This window comes from Maritalea mobilis, from assembly GCF_019800885.1.
Taxonomy (GTDB): domain Bacteria; phylum Pseudomonadota; class Alphaproteobacteria; order Rhodobacterales; family Rhodobacteraceae; genus Roseibacterium; species Roseibacterium beibuensis.
In genome coordinates this window covers 264,047-280,050 of the sequence record NZ_JAHVKE010000004.1, presented here as the reverse complement: position 1 = coordinate 280,050, position 16,004 = coordinate 264,047, and the positions used below count along the sequence as shown (strand labels likewise).

At 55.6% G+C, this 16,004-nt stretch carries 11 protein-coding genes; 6 read left to right on the top strand and 5 right to left on the bottom strand.

Going from position 1 to position 16,004, the window contains the following annotated elements:
• Positions 1 to 1,121 precede the first annotated feature (1,121 nt).
• The 4 genes from KUV65_RS18140 to KUV65_RS15760 form a co-directional block, all read right to left on the bottom strand.
• Positions 1,122 to 1,256, bottom strand: a complete 135-nt coding sequence (locus KUV65_RS18140) for a hypothetical protein (RefSeq protein ID WP_261331833.1) — start codon at positions 1,254 to 1,256, stop codon at positions 1,122 to 1,124.
• Between the two features lie 141 nt (positions 1,257 to 1,397).
• A complete protein-coding gene (locus KUV65_RS15770; protein WP_222191677.1) occupies positions 1,398 to 1,913 on the bottom strand; it encodes a hypothetical protein in 516 nt (171 codons plus the stop codon).
• Positions 1,914 to 2,229: 316 nt separating this feature from the next.
• On the bottom strand, positions 2,230 to 2,805 hold the full coding sequence (locus tag KUV65_RS15765; RefSeq protein WP_222191676.1) for a hypothetical protein: 576 nt from the start codon (positions 2,803 to 2,805) through the stop codon (positions 2,230 to 2,232).
• Positions 2,806 to 3,023: 218 nt separating this feature from the next.
• A complete protein-coding gene (locus tag KUV65_RS15760; RefSeq protein ID WP_222191675.1) occupies positions 3,024 to 3,434 on the bottom strand; it encodes a hypothetical protein in 411 nt (136 codons plus the stop codon).
• A 925-nt stretch (positions 3,435 to 4,359) separates the two neighbouring features.
• Here KUV65_RS15760 and KUV65_RS15755 point away from each other — a divergent pair.
• On the top strand, positions 4,360 to 7,116 hold the full coding sequence (locus KUV65_RS15755) for a UvrD-helicase domain-containing protein (RefSeq protein ID WP_308124703.1): 2,757 nt from the start codon (positions 4,360 to 4,362) through the stop codon (positions 7,114 to 7,116).
• A 453-nt stretch (positions 7,117 to 7,569) separates the two neighbouring features.
• Here the strand turns inward: KUV65_RS15755 and KUV65_RS15750 are convergent, their stop codons facing one another.
• Entirely contained in the window at positions 7,570 to 8,394 is an 825-nt protein-coding gene (locus KUV65_RS15750) for a hypothetical protein (RefSeq protein ID WP_222191673.1), read from the bottom strand.
• Positions 8,395 to 9,026: 632 nt separating this feature from the next.
• Here KUV65_RS15750 and KUV65_RS15745 point away from each other — a divergent pair.
• The 5 genes from KUV65_RS15745 (at position 9,027) to KUV65_RS15725 (ending at position 15,902) form a co-directional block, all read left to right on the top strand.
• Positions 9,027 to 10,970 carry a tetratricopeptide repeat protein gene (locus tag KUV65_RS15745; RefSeq protein WP_308124702.1) on the top strand — a complete coding sequence of 648 codons (1,944 nt, stop codon included), beginning with the start codon at positions 9,027 to 9,029 and terminating at the stop codon, positions 10,968 to 10,970.
• 254 nt (positions 10,971 to 11,224) lie between these two features.
• Positions 11,225 to 12,463: a nucleotidyltransferase domain-containing protein gene (locus KUV65_RS15740; protein WP_222191672.1), complete on the top strand. Its 1,239-nt coding sequence runs from the start codon at positions 11,225 to 11,227 to the stop codon at positions 12,461 to 12,463.
• A complete protein-coding gene (locus tag KUV65_RS15735) occupies positions 12,463 to 14,181 on the top strand; it encodes a ThiF family adenylyltransferase (RefSeq protein ID WP_222191671.1) in 1,719 nt (572 codons plus the stop codon). The genes KUV65_RS15740 and KUV65_RS15735 overlap by 1 nt, the downstream gene beginning before the upstream one ends.
• Positions 14,171 to 14,683: a Mov34/MPN/PAD-1 family protein gene (locus tag KUV65_RS15730; protein ID WP_222191670.1), complete on the top strand. Its 513-nt coding sequence runs from the start codon at positions 14,171 to 14,173 to the stop codon at positions 14,681 to 14,683. The genes KUV65_RS15735 and KUV65_RS15730 overlap by 11 nt, the downstream gene beginning before the upstream one ends.
• Before the next feature lie 91 nt (positions 14,684 to 14,774).
• Positions 14,775 to 15,902, top strand: coding sequence for an SAVED domain-containing protein (locus KUV65_RS15725; protein WP_096870051.1), 1,128 nt, complete (start codon positions 14,775 to 14,777; stop codon positions 15,900 to 15,902).
• The last annotated feature ends 102 nt before the right edge of the window (positions 15,903 to 16,004 follow it).

Genomic DNA, 16,004 nt, shown 5'->3' with positions numbered 1-16,004 from the left:
ATTCCGGCTAATGTTGGATGATCCTAGGAAGGAGACACCACCAACGACGCCGAGCTTCGCGTGAAGCTTAGGAAGGTGGCGAGTTTCGGCCCCCCTCTCCAGCAGCTTCCGGACCTCGTCGGGACAGGTGCCGCCGAGGCTCAGGTTGCAGATTACCCGTGCCCCTTTGCACAGGACATGCCTAGGAGATCGGCCGCGTCACGCCCCCAAAAGGCGACGGCGAGTTGGGCGATGCCATCGTCTCCCCATGCTTTGCACAAGGTCTTCTGAAGTTCGGCACCGTCCATAAAGAGCGGCATTACGCCTCCCTCTTTCGCACTCTTTTTGATGTGAGCTCTATCGAGTCAGATTAGTCGGAATGGTTCGGCCGCTGCAAGAACGTCTCCGCCGACAATGAAAACGCCCCGACGGGCAAATCTGGCTGCCAATAAAAGAACATGCTACGATCACGGTGCATTCGCCGGAGACAACATTCCATGCAACGAACCGTATCAGTCGATCTGGGGCCAAAGCGGACCTATGGCAGCGCGACATGCTGGACGCTCAAGTGACTAGATCAGTCCGCCAAAAACGGCCCTCTTCCGCCATACAAAGCGCCAGTCAACGCCGCAGCGCAGCTTCCCGAAATCGGACCTTCACACATCGCGCAGCATCGGACGGGGTGGACCTGTCGCGTTACCGCGATATCCAGAGCGAACGAACCAGCCTCCATAACAAGGTCAACGTAAAACGACTCACCTTTGTTAGTTTGCGCGGAAAACAGGTCCCTGAAACTAATGCTCTGCTCTTCTTCGTTTTCCATCCGCAGACCTCCCGTTATGCCATAAAATACTTCCAATAGAGGTACACTGGCCCAGCGAATGCGAATATGAATGCACCCCAGTAGGCCTTACTATCCTCCGGCGGCCATCCGATCCACGCAACGACTATGCAGCAGATCCAGCCGGCAAACTCGACGCTAAAGCCTGGTGACTTCTCCTTTGGTTTCAGCATAGCCGCCACCCCCGTCGTATTTCGATCTCGCTGACAGTAACACCCTTCCAGGTCCCCGCCTCCGCCAGCGTCCTCAGCTCACCGTCCTCCACTGCGCCATCCTGGTCGAGGTCCTGCCAGCTCCGGAACTAGCCAAAGCTCGTGTCATTGGCGTCGAGCACCCCGTCGCTGTTGGTGTCGAAAGGGAGGTTGCCGTCTTCGTCCGCGGCCTCCCCCAGCGCCTGCAGGCCCGTCGCGCCCTCCGGACCCCAGTCGCTCAGCACCAGCTCCGCCCGCTGGTCGATCTGCCCGTCGCCCGCGCCCGCGTGTCGTCCGCGTTGAAGTGCAGCACAAGAAACGCGTCATCCGCTGCCGCTCAGCTATACGGCGAGCTTTGGCTATGACGGGGAGCTGTAGAGAAGAGATTATTCATCAGTTTCTGCTCCGCTTGACTGCCGATAGCCAGGCAATTCAAAAGTCCACAACAAGAGAAAAGCGGCCGGCGTTATAAGCGCCATCCCAGGAGCAGCCGCACATCTCGCACTGATACAGTCTTCACGGCCAGCCGTCGAAAAATATACGAACATCGCCTGACCCAGCCCAAAGAACGCAATCAACCTAAAAGGATTCAACATTTTATATCTATTCAGATCATCACTACGTGGGTCAATGCCATGCTCCAAGCAGTATCTCTTGAATGGAAAGAAGTACAACCTGATGAAAATGTCGAGCCAAAAGAGAGGAAAAGCAATGTAAACGAATAAAATCAAATATCCATTTGCCAAGGGATCGAATTCGATCTCTGAAAACACAGCCAACCACACGGCGGCCGTGACGGCGCTTGAGTAGATCACTCCGTAAGCCCAGAACCAAGCTGGATGCACCAGTTCATTCGGCAGTGGGATCAGTGCAGATCCTTCTTTATTTTTTATCCCGCTCATTGCCAACTCCTCCGCCATCCCAACCCGACCAGCCAAAGAACGACAAAACAAGAGAATACAACTAGCCCATTCGTCAGTAGCCCCTCGCTACCCAGAATTTTTCGGATTGGATACGCCGAGAATAGCGCCAGCAAAACGAGCAACGATAAGGACAATTGTGTGTCAGTTATTCGGTGTATGGCCAACGGCGCCGATAGCAAGCTAAGCCCTGAGAAAACCAGAGCAGCAACGACGTAGCTCACAGAGAGAAAAACGGAAGCCATGAGGACACACAGGCATAATAGGAGAATGATGAATGCTACCCGATGATCAGGTTTCATAATTGCCTGCCCAGTCCATCAACCGACATTCCGTAAGTGGCGCTCTGCCAGACCCGGAACTCGCCGTAGTTCGTGTCGTTCGCGTCGAGCACCCCGTCGCCATTGATGTCGAAGAGTTTCGGTACAGCAAAGCTGCGGTGGGAGATCGTGGCATCCAGAGAGCCGATCGGATCGAGAGGGATGCCTTCGATTTCTACGAAGGACTTATCGGGGATCGGGTGGACGTCCAAATTTCCATATTGAAAGGTGTATGTGAGTCTTCCGTCAACGCCAGCTTGGACTTCACCGCCTGTTGTCCAATATGGACCATAATCAGAAAATACTGGGATAGTGTAATCACCGCCGGCACCCCAATTTAAACCAACTCCGACGCCCAATCCATGAAGCTGATCTACTGACACAGCCGAAGTTTCGTCAAAAACTGAGTATTCAAGTGGGAGATCCAGACCAGCTATAATCCCAATTATCGCGAAATTTTGCAAACCTCCAGAATCGTCTCGAACACTACCAAACCCAAACGTTAACCCAAAGCCAAAACCAATATCTATAGAGTAGAAATCACATTCTTCCATTTTATCCCACCAATACTAAATTTATCCCTTCAAGGATATAGCACCAGAATGTGAAAATGGCCACGAAGGCAATTGCAAGGCGAAAGTGCTTTCTCCAAAATTCGATCCCCAATGGTGAGGAAAGATAGTCTTGCCCCAAATCCTGGCCTCTACCATAGGCTTGATAGTATAGGAGATAGAAAAGATACGAACTGCCAGACAAAATAAACCATAAGGCTTCAGGCTGCATAAACAGTACCTCCGTGTGTATCTGCTTGTATTCCGCCTAAAGGGTTCCTTGCGATGGCCTCACCGACCTCGCAATCGATCACGAAGCTCGCCATGCCGAGCATAGCCACTAGCCCCACAGAGACGTAGGCTGCCGTGTCCTCAAACCCCAAGCTGTTGTCGTAGGTCAGGTTGATCTGGCTGATCCTGAGCTCGGCCAGTGTCCGAAGCTCTCCTTCATCAACCTCGCCATCCCGGTCGAGGTCCTGCCACACCCGGAACTCGCCATAACTCGTGTCACTCGCGTCCAGCACGCCGTCTCCGTTGGTGTCGAACAGGCGGAACCGATCCCCGTCATAGTCGAAGCGGGCGCCGTGACGCTTTCCTAACAAAGAGCCACTCGATCGTTCTCTGCTCGTCACGACACGCGGCTTTCCTCTTTGCAGAGTACACACTTTCGCACTGCGCCCATGGACATCTGAAAACGTCGTAAGGTCTTACTGTAATCTTGACAAAGGAGGTTGACGAAGCAAGGGAATTCTAGCGTTTCCGTGTTCGGTCACTGGCGGGGGGCTATATTTCACCCTAGCCCCAAAAAGCCGTCGATTTTTTTCGCGACCAGCTGGCCCAGGCGAAACCAGGCTGTTGATCAGGACAGAAACCCTCGGCAAATCCTTTGCGGTTTTGGTAGATTTGCGACCGGTCGCAGGACCAGACATTCGCTGCAGTAGGGCGAACTGCTATTGGTGGCTCACTGTGACTTCAGCCGCAGTCTGCATGAAGGTCGGCTGTCGGGAAACAGGTTAAAACTTTGCAAAGTTCACTATCTGCGCATAGCTTTCTTTGTTCCTTGTCGCAGAATGAGGGCTGTTGAATCTGCAGCGCGAATGGCCGCTTTCACGTCTTTGACCGGATGCCTTCGCACGAGCAGCGAAAGTCCGCTTCCCGCCCGTCGCGCGTATAACAGGCTGGTTGCTTGCTTGGGTGCCGCGCCAAATGCCGGAGTCCGCAGTGGGTCTGGGTTTGCTCGTGATGGCGGCGAAGGACAGTTCCCCACCCACCGCTCACCGGTTTCAACTGCATTTTCGAGAATCCATGAACCGAGCAGGAGCGCAATCGGACTGGAAATGCGCTTGAAAAGGTTCCTTTCTGTCCGAGGTCTGTTACGCCTCGGAAAAGACAGGAAATTCAGTCTACATGAAACTCGCCTCAAATTCCTTCTTGGGGTTCTTGGTTGACCCTCTCGGCCGACACCCAAGGTCTCTAACACTGCAAGACAAGGGTATTGCGGCACGCGGTGCGGGGTCTCCCTGGATAGGACTCGAAAGCATCGCCACGCGCCCTTTAGTGAAGAAGGGCATTCTCTCGTCGTCGTTGCTACTTGATCTCGGCGGCGGTCGACATCTGACCTTGCCAGCGGTGAATGCGTCGGCTTCAATAGACTTTGCAGATGCGGCTGCTACCGCTTGGACGGCTTTCAACCGGGCGGAGTTCGCAGCTGAGGAAGCTGCGGTCAAGCGCCTCCTGCAAGCACTCGATGAGCTCAAGGCGCCGGATACTTATCCCGCGGCATGCCACGTAGCGCCGCTGGCGCGTGATGCTGCCAATCTGAACAGTCGTGTGCTGTCCAAGTTGAACGCTGAGGCCGTCGGCGAAAAGGTTATGTCTCGTATTGCCCCGATCAGGGCATTCGCATCCGACCCGAATGCCGTTCGTGACGCGTCCATTGCGGAGTTCGTCGAGGGACAACTCGTCCGATGGAAGGATTTCTTCGACACGGTCGAGTCCATGCCGCTGACGCCGGAGCAGCGCCTCTCGGTTGTCGTCGACGAGGATGCGACGCTGGTTCTAGCAGGGGCGGGATCGGGCAAGACCAGCGTGATCACCGCCAAGGCCGCCTACCTCGTCAAGGCGGGCATCAGAAAGCCGAGCGAGCTCCTGCTACTGGCCTTCGCAAAGGATGCCGCAACCGAGATGTCCAAGCGGATTGAGGCCCGGTGCGGGGTCCCGGTAGCGGCGCGAACTTTCCACGCATTGGCCTACGAGATCATCGGTGAAGTGGAAGGTCAGAAGCCGCCTTTGGCACCCACCGCGACAGACGACAAAGCATTCTTGTCCTTGATGAAAGATATCCTGCGGCACATCGTGGCGACCGCCAGCGACATCGCTCAAACCGTCATTGGCTGGTTCGCCGGTTTCTTCGACGACTTTCCGACAGAATGGGACTTCAAAACCAAGCACGAATGGTATGCGCAGATCGAGAGCCGCAACCTGCGGACGCTGCAAGGCGAGACGGTGAACAGCTTCGAAGAGCTTTTGATCGCCAACTGGCTATTCAGGAACGGTGTCGCCTACGAATACGAACCGATCTACGAGCACATGCTCGAGAGGACCGGCCGTCGCGTCTACACACCCGATTTCCGGCTGACAGACAGCGGCGTCTACATCGAGCATTTCGGCGTGCGCAAGAAACGCGGCAAGGACGGGAAGGAGGAGTTGACCACTGCGCCTTATGTAGATCGCGATGAATACCTGGAAGGCATGGATTGGAAACGCCAGGTTCATGCCGAGCACGAGACTGTGCTGGTGGAAACCTACAGCTGGGAGAGAGAGGAAGGCAGATTACTGGACGCGCTTGCCGAAAAGCTCGAACCCCACGTCACTCTGCGGCCGATCCCGGATATCGCGATCTACGACCGCGTGGCCGAGGTTGGGGTGGTCGACAGCTTTACCTCGCTGATGGGGACCTTTCTGCGTCACTTCAAGAATGGCGGCTACCGGGTCGAGGACTGCTCTGACAAGGCGCAGACTTTGAAAATGGGTAAGCGGGCTGAGGCCTTCCTCAAGATCTTCGGGGCCGTCTTCCGGGAGTACCAATCCCGCCTGGGCGATCGGATCGACTTCGAGGACATGGTGAACCGGGCCACGGCTTTCGTCGAAAGCGGGCGCTATCAGAGCCCGTTCAAGCATATCCTCGTCGACGAGTTCCAGGATATCTCCACCGGGCGGGCGAAGCTCATCCAGGCCCTCAAGCACCAGCACTCCGACGCCAAGGTGTTCGCCGTCGGCGACGACTGGCAGTCGATCTACCGCTTTGCCGGGTCGGACATCCACATCATGCGCAACTTCGGCGCGGAGTTTGGCGGCACCTATGCGGGCGCCACCGGCGTCCATCGCACCGTCGACCTCGGCCGGACCTTCCGGTCCGTCGACAAGATCGCCTTTGCCGCCCGTCGTTTCGTTCTCCGCAACCCGGCCCAGATCAACAAGACGGTGATCCCGGCGGGCGAGACGGACGAGCCTTCTATCAGGATCGCCTGGACGCGCCGCGACACCGGGGAGAGGACCTTAAACGACACAGTGGCTGGGCTCACCGCTACAGAAGGAAAGGGGGGTGTGAAGCCGTCCATCCTCATCCTCGGGCGTTATCGTTTCCTGCGGCCCGATGTGGCGCGGCTCCAGCGTCAGAACCCCGGCGCGACGATCACCTTCAAGACCATCCATGCATCAAAGGGCCTCGAGGCTGATCATGTGATCCTCCTTGGCGCCGACAACGCCAAGATGGGCTTCCCTTCGATGATCGTCGACGATCCCCTGCTCAGCCTGGTATCGCCCGAGGCCGAGCCATATCCGAATGCCGAAGAACGGCGCGTCATGTATGTCGCCGTGACCCGAGCCCGCCGGACCGTCACCATCCTTGCATCCGAGGCGCGCCCCTCCGTCTTCGTCGAAGAGCTGATGAAGACACCGGAGTTCGACGTAGTCGTGCCAGCGGAAGCCCAGAAGCACACCCACACCTGTCCAAGTTGTGGTGGGCGCCTGCTCCACATGGCCGGTAAGGACGGTCGCGACTGGTATCGTTGCGAGCATGTGAAGCTGTGCGGTAGTCGCATGCCAGCTTGTCCCTCATGCGGTGTCGGCCTTCCAGTTCGTTCCCGAACCAGCGAGGGTCTGATTTGCGGTGATTGCGGCGAAAAACAACCGGCATGCCCCAGTTGCGAAGCTGGCTGGCTTGTCCAGCGCCGCGGCCGCTACGGTGCATTTCTTAGCTGTGTCCGTTATCCAGACTGCGATGGCAAAGCCAAGCTGCAGAAGAGTACATGACTTAGGCGATGGCGGGACCAGGCTGCAGTATGAACGAGACCTCCGATGAATGCCCAAAGACAGTTTATTCCGTTAAGTCATGACCACCGCAGAGATCGATAGGCCCATGCCCTTGCTGCGTTGCTGAGCCCAGGCGCTCACGGCCCAAATCGGCCCATAGCCGCCTTAGGTTCGCCAGCGTCATGCTGTACTGCGGCTCGTCAGAACAGACGTTCGCCCAAGGGGCGGCATCCTCGCCGCAGTTGCGAGTGCCCCGGCGCAAGGGGGCTTAGCTCCCCTTTCTCAGATTATTAGCTTGTATCCGATCTGAGTCGGTTCAAAGCCCAACCGGTCGTAGGAGCGATGGGAGTCTGACCGGCGGGCAACGCTTACGATCAGACATCTCGATCCGGTCGAAGAAGTTGAGCTGGGAAAATTCGTTGCTATCCATCTATATCTCATATGCGTAGGATTTCATGGGCGGAGGAACTGTATGTAATCGAGAATTGTGGGGCATACTGCCCGCCGGTACGCAATTAAGCGCCCCGCAAGACCGTCGACTGATCCAGTTGGAAAAGTTAATGCCTCAAGATACCGCTCATCCTGCCAATAGCTCTGATCTCCGGAGCAACTTCTCATTGTTTGCGCACTTGCATTCTCTGCTGTGGAAAAGATTGGCAAACCGCTAGGAAAAGGCCAAAAAAATATTCCCTCTCGAGCACCCCTTATCCTCGACTCCACTTCGTCCGAGAACCGCAGATTGTTTTCGATGATGTGGGTTCTTGTTCGGTTTTCACTGACTCGACAGAATGCTTCATCGGGCCGCGTGATCGTTACGATCAGCCAGCAGTCATTGAGACGAGCGGAATATTCTGTGGTCAAGATCCTATCAGGACCTGGGTAGCCATCGGGGCGCTCCTCAACGTGCGTGAAGGTCAACATTGTCTCGATCTCAGAGCGTAGGATGTCTGAATCGCCAGAGAGGTTTTCTGCTTCAGGCGAGGAGGAAATAAGCGATCGCTCCACGGATACGGCAAGGATCACAACGCAGATGCCGAACGCTACGCCGAGCGCCCATTGCCACCACCGCGATCTGGTCTTGAACAGAAGCATCCAACCTGCCGATAATCCTGCAGCTCGACCCACGGCTACACAGTCTTCAACCGATTTGCAAAAGAGCCTTTGAACAACTTCGGTGTGAGTTTTCACCAGTCCTTCATCGCCCGCAAGGCTGTCAAGACGCGGATGATTGTCGATTTGTTTGCTCTTAGAGCCATGCGCCGCGAAACCAACCGCCAAAAACGGTCTTTTTTTTGTCGCGACCAGCTGCCCCAGGCGAAACCGAGCTATCTATCAGGACAGAAACCCTCGGCAGTACCTTTGCGGTTTTAGCAGGTTTGTGGCCGGTCGTGGGAGCAGTCGTTCGCTGCACTTGGGGGAACCCATAGGAAGGGCTTAATGCACCTTGAACCGCAGTCTGCACGAAGGTCGGCTATCGGGAAACAGATAAAAAATTATCAAGGTTAACTATCTGCGTGCAGTTTTGTTTGGCCCTTATCGCAGCATGGGGGGCTGTGGAACCTGCAGCGCGAATGGCCGCTTTCACGTTTTTGACCGGATGCCTTCGCTAGTGCAGCAAATTCACACTTTCCGCCCCTCGCACCCGAGGCCACGGCCCTGACACCGTCGGCCCACAGCCGTCATTCGCTACGCTGGCCATCGCTGCGCCGCAGCTGTTCCGAACCGGCCTTTCGTGGCATCATGCAGCATTGTTCGATTGGCCAAGATCCGCAGCGCGGGCCGAGCTACATTCTTACGAGGCGCAACCAATTTTGGCCGTAACCAACTGTCTATTTTAGCATTCTATAGGCAGGCGGCCACCAGGCGGCGCCCCAAGTCGTACTCCCGCGGGCACGCAGAGAGGAAATGATGTGAGTTCGTTTGATGATCTGCCCAAACGCGATCGCAACCACGCCTTGGAAGATGAAACGGAAGCGGCGTTTCAGGCGCTGATCGCGCAGAGCAGCGACTTTGTCTTCCAAGGAGGCGACCGGAAAGATTACGGGACCGATTGTCAAATAGAAGTGGTCGTCGATGGTCATGCCACAAATGTCCGCGTGCATGTCCAGCTAAAGGGAACAGAGCGCGCCCTCAATGCCGACGGCTCGCTCAGCATCTCGGTCGATCGGTCTAATCTCAATTATCTGATCGCGCAGCCCTACAGCTTCTATGTGGCTTATCATGCACCGACGAAGTCGCTTCGCATCAGCTTCGTCGAAGCGGTACTGCGCCACTATGAGCATAGCGGCAAGAATTGGGCCGAGCAGCAAACCCTGACTATTCCATTCACCGAGGAGCTTTCGTTGGAAGGGCTCGCACGATTGGCGGCCCTTGCTCGCTCAGGCACGCGAATCTCGCGGGACAATAGGCTAGCGCAAACGATGGCTCCCATTGAAGCAATACCTAACCTGCTTCGCGCGGCCCGGCCCGAGCTCCATGTTCCGGAAGACCCTGTGCATGCACGGCAGTTGGCTGAACAACTCTATAACAGCGGTGCAGACACAGTCTTGAGCGCCGCCTTCGATCAGTTCCGCGCCGAGCTCGGCGCGGATCAAGACGCTATGGGCTTCTGCTACATGGCGGAGATCAATCTTGGTCTGGGATTTCAGATCCCTAACAAGGAGCGGATCGAGGCGGCCGTGGCGCACTTCAGATCTAAGCTCGAGACAGACCGTTATCAGATTGGGAGCCTGTACTATACCATCGGCAACGGGTTATCGGCATTGGGCCGCGATGATGAGGCCAAGACTCTCTATATAGCTGCGCTCGACGATCACGAGTTTGTCGAGGATCCGCAGATGGCCGCGATGTGCTTTAAGAACCTCGGCACAAGCTTCGAGCGGCTCGGAAAGGAAGATATTGCCGCCGAGCACTATCGCGAAGCTCTGCGATTGAGCCCGAATCTGCCTGAAGCTCACAACGCCCTCGCGCACTATCATCATCGCAATGGCCGATACGAAGAAGCGCTCGACTATTTCGACCGCACCGTCTTTACGGAGCGGCAAATGGGCCGAGCCTCGGCCATTTCTGGATGGCGCGCGAACGTCTTGTTCAGTCTCGGCGATGGCCGGGCGGCCTTTCGCGAAATCAACACACTGCTGAGCGCAGCAGATACCGCGCCCTGGATATGGCCTTGGTGCGCGCGGCAGATTGCCGCTTTCGGACGCATGTCCATTGAGAATGCACGCTTGGCACTGTCCTTCTGGGATCGCTGCATAGCGGCGTACCCAGAATCTGGCAGTGCGCGGGCAGAACGGCTTTTGACGAGCTTGTACCTACGCCAGCAAGGCGATGATATTGGGTCTTATGCCGCGTTTCGCTCGGCGTTCGACCAGCACATTGGGCAGGTGGATGTCGAGGATGCGGCTTTGCTCTGGGACCGTCTCGGCCATTGGGCCCAGGACGAAGAAAACTGGGAAGAGGCCGAGCGCTGCTATCGCAAGGCCTACGAACTGCAGGGCGGTCGCTACGGCTATTGCCTCGGCACAGCGCTCAATTTCCTCGGCCGCTACGAGGAAAGTCGACCGATTCTCATTGAGCAGGCCGAGCACCTTCAACCAGATGCCATGAGCTGGTGCCAACTCGGCGCAGCGAACGCCAATAGCGGCCGATCCGCGGAAGCGATTGCGGCCTACGAGAGGGCGATCACGCTCGATCCTGATTGCGACGTCGCCATGTTCAATCTTGGCGGCGTCTACTGGAACGACGGCGATCTCATTGCCGCCACGCGGATCTGGCGGCAGGCTATCGAAAAATTTCCTGATCATGTCCTCGCTGTGGAAGTCCGAGAACGTTTGCCTCTGCTCATGCCATGAAGGCTAGCGGCTCAGTGCGGACGGCCGCGGGTGGCGCCGGGCACCGCAGCAAAGTCTAGGCAACGATGGTAGCGAACCATCTCCGGACCCGGCTCTCACATGCCGCGTTTGCAGCTTCTATCGCCATCATTCGTGGCATGTACATATCCCAAGGCTATTAGCAAAAAAGACGACGCTTGGTCGGGAACAGCCGTTGAAAATCCGCCTCAAAATAGACATCTTGCAGTTGAGGGGATCTAAACAAGAGGTTCAACATGAACGCGGGTGCGGACGTAGGATATGGGTATAACGTCGCGATTGAAAAACTCGCTGAAGAATTGGCTGTGCCTCAGGATCGCTTCGATCAAGCCGAAAGGCGCTACAAGGATCTTGGCGAGTTTTTGCATCGCGACGAATCTCAGGTTCGCATCTACGATCCCGAAGTCTATATCCAAGGTTCTTTTGCGCTCGGCACACCGATTAAGCCGACATCCAAGGACGAAGACTACGATCTCGACATCGTTGTGTCGTTCCGATCTCTGACGAAAGCGCAAATTTCCCAAGCAGATCTGCGCGCTCATTTGCTGGCTGAGCTCAAGGCGTATCGCGATGCGCGAAGGATCAAGAATGAGGTAAGTGATGAGCCTAGAAGATGCTGCACCTTGATCTACGCAGATGGTGCGCAATTCCACATGGACGTATTGCCGGCGGTGCCGAACGAGGCAAACATGCGTGCTGTTCTTTCTTCCTACCTCGCGGATCAGGCGCTTGCGGAAGGTGCGATTGCCATCACCGATAAAGACAAGACTAGCACATACCATATCATCACGGATGATTGGCCCCGCAGCAATCCTAGGGGCTTTGCCGCATGGTTCAAGTCAAGGCAGATCGAACAGCTGAATGAACGCCGCAGGGCATTCCTCGACGCCCAAGGCAAAGTGACCGCGAGTGTGGAGGACGTCCCGGTATTTCGGGTGCGAACACCTCTCCAGTCAGCCATCATGATCTTGAAACGTCACAGGGATGAGTGGTTCGCGGAGCGGGATCCGGACCTGAAGGTTATCAGTGTGATTCTCACGACTCTCTCGACTCATGCCTATGCAGGCGAAGCAAGGGTATCGGATGCAATTGCCAAGATTCTGAGGGACATGCATCTCGCAATCGAAGAACGGAATGGGGTGTCGTGGATCGTCAACCCTACGGACCCTTCAGAGAATTTTGCGGATCGGTGGGAAAAATTTCCCGAGCGCCGGGACTCTTTCTTTGCGTGGCTTGAGGCTGCTCGAACGGATTTTGGTGCCGTTCAAAAGTTCAGTGATACGAATATTGTTTTGAATGAGCTCTCACGAAATCTTGGCAGCACCCTTGTTGAAGGTGCTCGCTCGAGGGTAGCGAGATCCGCGGGTTCACGTGCGGCATCCGGGGCTCCTGCCGCTGCGGCCGGGGCTTCTGCGCCGGGTCTCGTTTTTGGTGGTGAGGATCGGAGGCCGACGGAGCCAAAAGGTTTTGGTTGATGGAGTTCACAGCCGGCGAGGCGCGGCTAATCCGTGAGTGTGAAGAGCTCGCTGACCTAGAAGCGACATCAGATTGGCTGGAAGAACCCCAATTCGGCAAGAACGTCGATGGTCTTCTGACCTGGTCGTTTGTTTTGCTTACTGGTGATCGCCGCATTCCATTGCGACTGGTTTTTCCAGCACTCTTTCCTGATCTCCCGCCATTTGTCTTTCCAGCCGACGGCACCGTCCGGTTATCGCAACACCAATATGGCGAAGGTGGCGAACTATGCCTCCAATATCGACCGGATAACTGGCATCCCGACTGCAAGAGCGCAGATGTAGTTAGGAGTGCCAAAGCACTCTTGGAGGCAACCCCAAAGGACGATGCTTTCTCAGACGTGGAAAGCGCTCATCCGGTCGACTTGCCCTCTCTGCTCTCGGGGTGCTCCCGCCGCTTCATGTTGCCGCCAGACACCGCACGCCTCATAAGGTTGCGCCTTGCCGGACACGCAACCGATATTCGCATGACTTTGGAGCGCCGGGTTGGGACTTCCGAAGTCCTTGTTGCCCGCATTGCGAGCATCGGTCTGGATACTGGTTTGCGCGTGCCGATTGATGGTGCGGGATTCGGGGGAAGGACGGTCCCTGGGGTTCTATATCGATTACCCGACATTCGGCATATTCCAGATCTTCAGCCCGAAGAAGTGAAGGAGCTCTGCTACCAGTACCTGCCTTCATGGCTCCGTAAATGGGTAGAAGGCACCGGCGATATGTTGGTGGTCATGTCAAATGGCAAGCGAGAGGTATTGCTGCGCGTTCTTCACAACGGATCGAAACGAAAGATTGACCTGTTTCATACCTTTGAACCGCCGAAGGCTAGAGAACGCCGGGTCCACGGGAAGATGTTTCGAGAATCTAGCATCTGCATCATCGGCGCGGGTTCGCTGGGATCAAAAGTGGCGGCAAGTCTTGCGCGCGAAGGCGTCGGTCATTTCATGTTGCTCGACAATGACGTTCTTTGGTCCGACAACTTGGTTCGAAACGAACTCGATGAAATGGATGTGGGGCATCACAAGGCATTTTCTCTTAAGCACAGATTGCTGCGAATAAATCCGGCAGTGAAAGTCGGTGCCTTGGGTCTGAGTCTGACGTCTCAATCCTCTGTCCAGCATATTGCTCAGTTGAGCGAGATCATCAGCACTTGTGATCTCGTCATCGACACGACGGCTGATAGCGGAGTGTTTCGAATGGCAGCGGCCATTTGCACGCAGAAGCTTAAACCTCTCGTCTGGGGACGTGTCTATGCGGGAGGACTCGGAGGTCTGATTGCACGAAGTATCCCATCTGAAGATCCGCCACCACTTACCGCTGCATCTCAATTGCGTGCATGGTGCGACGAGAAAGGCATGGCACCGCCAGAGGGCCGCGAACACAATTACGGGGTGCAAGGTGATGACGACGACGAGCCCCTATTCGCCTCTGACGGCGATGTAGGTGTCATTGCCAACAGGCTGGTACGTCACGCCCTGGACGCTCTCGCAGCAACAGAGATGAGAGTTCATCCGGAACCTGCCTACTTTATCGGGCTGCGAAAAGGCTGGATCTTTGATCATCCCTTTGACACCCACCCAGTCATTTTCGGTCCTCACGAAGGATGGGTAAAGGGCAGCACAAGTTGTGCAGAAGAGGGCGTTGAACGCGTCATGTCTCACATTGGAGTGCAAGATGACGCTTAGCCTTACAGTCCCACGCTCGCAGCTTGCGAAATTGCAGATCCACCTTAAGCACGGTGGCACACGCGAGATCGGCGGGTGGTTGGTTGCAGAACAGACAGCTCCGGGGAAATTTGAACTCGTCGGTTTGACCGTCGACCTTGAGGCGGGGACACGAGATAGTTTCGATAGTTTGCCTGAGCCGCACTCACAACAGATGGATCGGATCTTGCTGGAGAACAGTGGTCGCGCTGGTCGGGTTGACTATCTTGGCGAATGGCACTCGCATCCGACATTCCCACCAATACCTAGTGAGATCGATGTTGCCTCGATGACGGATATGGTCGAAAACAGCGGACCTTCGTTTGCAGCGTTGGTCATCGTGCGTCTAATGGGCAACGCCTCGATTCAGGCGACTATCACTACGTTTCAACGTGGCAAATTGCCCGAGGCCAGCCAGCTGATAATTGCAGATGCAGTTCCAGAATCTGGATTTTGCGAAGGTTGGAAACCGCCGGAACTTTAGCATCATTCGATAGCCCGAAATCCGTTGGCTACTCGTTTGACCATTCAATCATAACCCGCTGTGACGGCGCTATTCAAAACGGAGCGGAGAATTGTCTAGTTCAAATATCCCAGCCAAGATACAGACCCAGCTGTGGGCTTTGGCGGCGGGTCGATGTGAATTTGCGGGATGCAACAAGCTCCTTGTCGGGGATCTGATCGCTGGAAAGGAAGACGGAAAGTTCGGTTTCATCGCGCATATTGTGGCAGATAGCGAGAATGGTCCGAGGGGTGATAGTATCCGTTCACCGCTTCTCGCCCGTGACATCAGCAACCTGATGCTGATGTGTCCCATCCACCACAAAGAAATCGACGTAGACCACGTGGATGACTATCCGGAAGAAACGCTCGCGGCAATGAAGCGGGAGCACGAAGAGCGGATCGAAACTGTTACAGATATGGACGCTGACCGCGCGGCGCATGTACTCCGTTTTGCGGCTACTATCGGCCAAATGGACTCGTTGATTTCCACCAAAGCCATATTTGCTGCTATGCCGCCCGACAGACATCCGGCGGAGCGACGAACCATCGACATCGAGCTGAATTCCGAAATCAAGGATGATGAACCTGAATTTTGGAGTATGCAAAGCGCGCATCTGCACCGCCAATTCAAACGCAAGGTGAAGGAACGGATAGAGCAGAAGGAGATCCATCAGTTGAGTGTGTTTGCGCTTGCTCCGCAGCCGCTTCTCATCGAACTGGGTACACTGCTTGGTGACATCATGCCTGTATCTGTTCACCAAAAGTATCGCGAGCCATCTACTTGGAAATGGCAACTCCACCAGCCGTCGATAAATTTCAAAGTTGGCGAGTATTCCGGGCCGAGGGACGTATCAGTCGCTCTCAAGCTGGCGCTCAGTGCGACTGTCGATGATCAGAGAATTCGCTCCGTTCTGGGCGACAACGTCGCCATCTGGTCGATCACGGCAGAAGAACCCCACAATGATATCATGCGAAGGCAAGAGGATCTTGCAATCTACAAGACTCACCTTCGTAGGCTCTTTGATCGAATTAAGGCCCATCACGGCGAGGATGCGACGATCAACGTATTTCCTGTTCTTCCGGCTTCTGTAGCTGTCGAAACAGGACGATCACGAATGCCCAAAGCAGATTTATCACTAGTCATCTACGACCAAAAGCCGGGGAAGGGATTCGAGCCGACAATCAAAATTGGCGCTTAGCCCCTTGTAGATCTCCGGCCGAAAATTTGTCATACCATCGCGGCATTGGTCGCCCCTCTTCCACTCAGCTCTACCTGCACCAAGTCAGTAGACGACGGGCAC

What these genes read in the sequence shown, in the direction of transcription:
- KUV65_RS15765 (WP_222191676.1), bottom strand. Translation starts at nt 2,805, where the DNA reads ATGGAAGAATGTGATTTCTACTCTATAGATATTGGTTTTGGCTTTGGG.
- KUV65_RS15730 (WP_222191670.1), top strand. Translation starts at nt 14,171, where the DNA reads ATGACGCTTAGCCTTACAGTCCCACGCTCGCAGCTTGCGAAATTGCAG.
- KUV65_RS15740 (WP_222191672.1), top strand. Translation starts at nt 11,225, where the DNA reads ATGAACGCGGGTGCGGACGTAGGATATGGGTATAACGTCGCGATTGAA.
- KUV65_RS15735 (WP_222191671.1), top strand. Translation starts at nt 12,463, where the DNA reads ATGGAGTTCACAGCCGGCGAGGCGCGGCTAATCCGTGAGTGTGAAGAG.
- KUV65_RS15770 (WP_222191677.1), bottom strand. Translation starts at nt 1,913, where the DNA reads ATGAGCGGGATAAAAAATAAAGAAGGATCTGCACTGATCCCACTGCCG.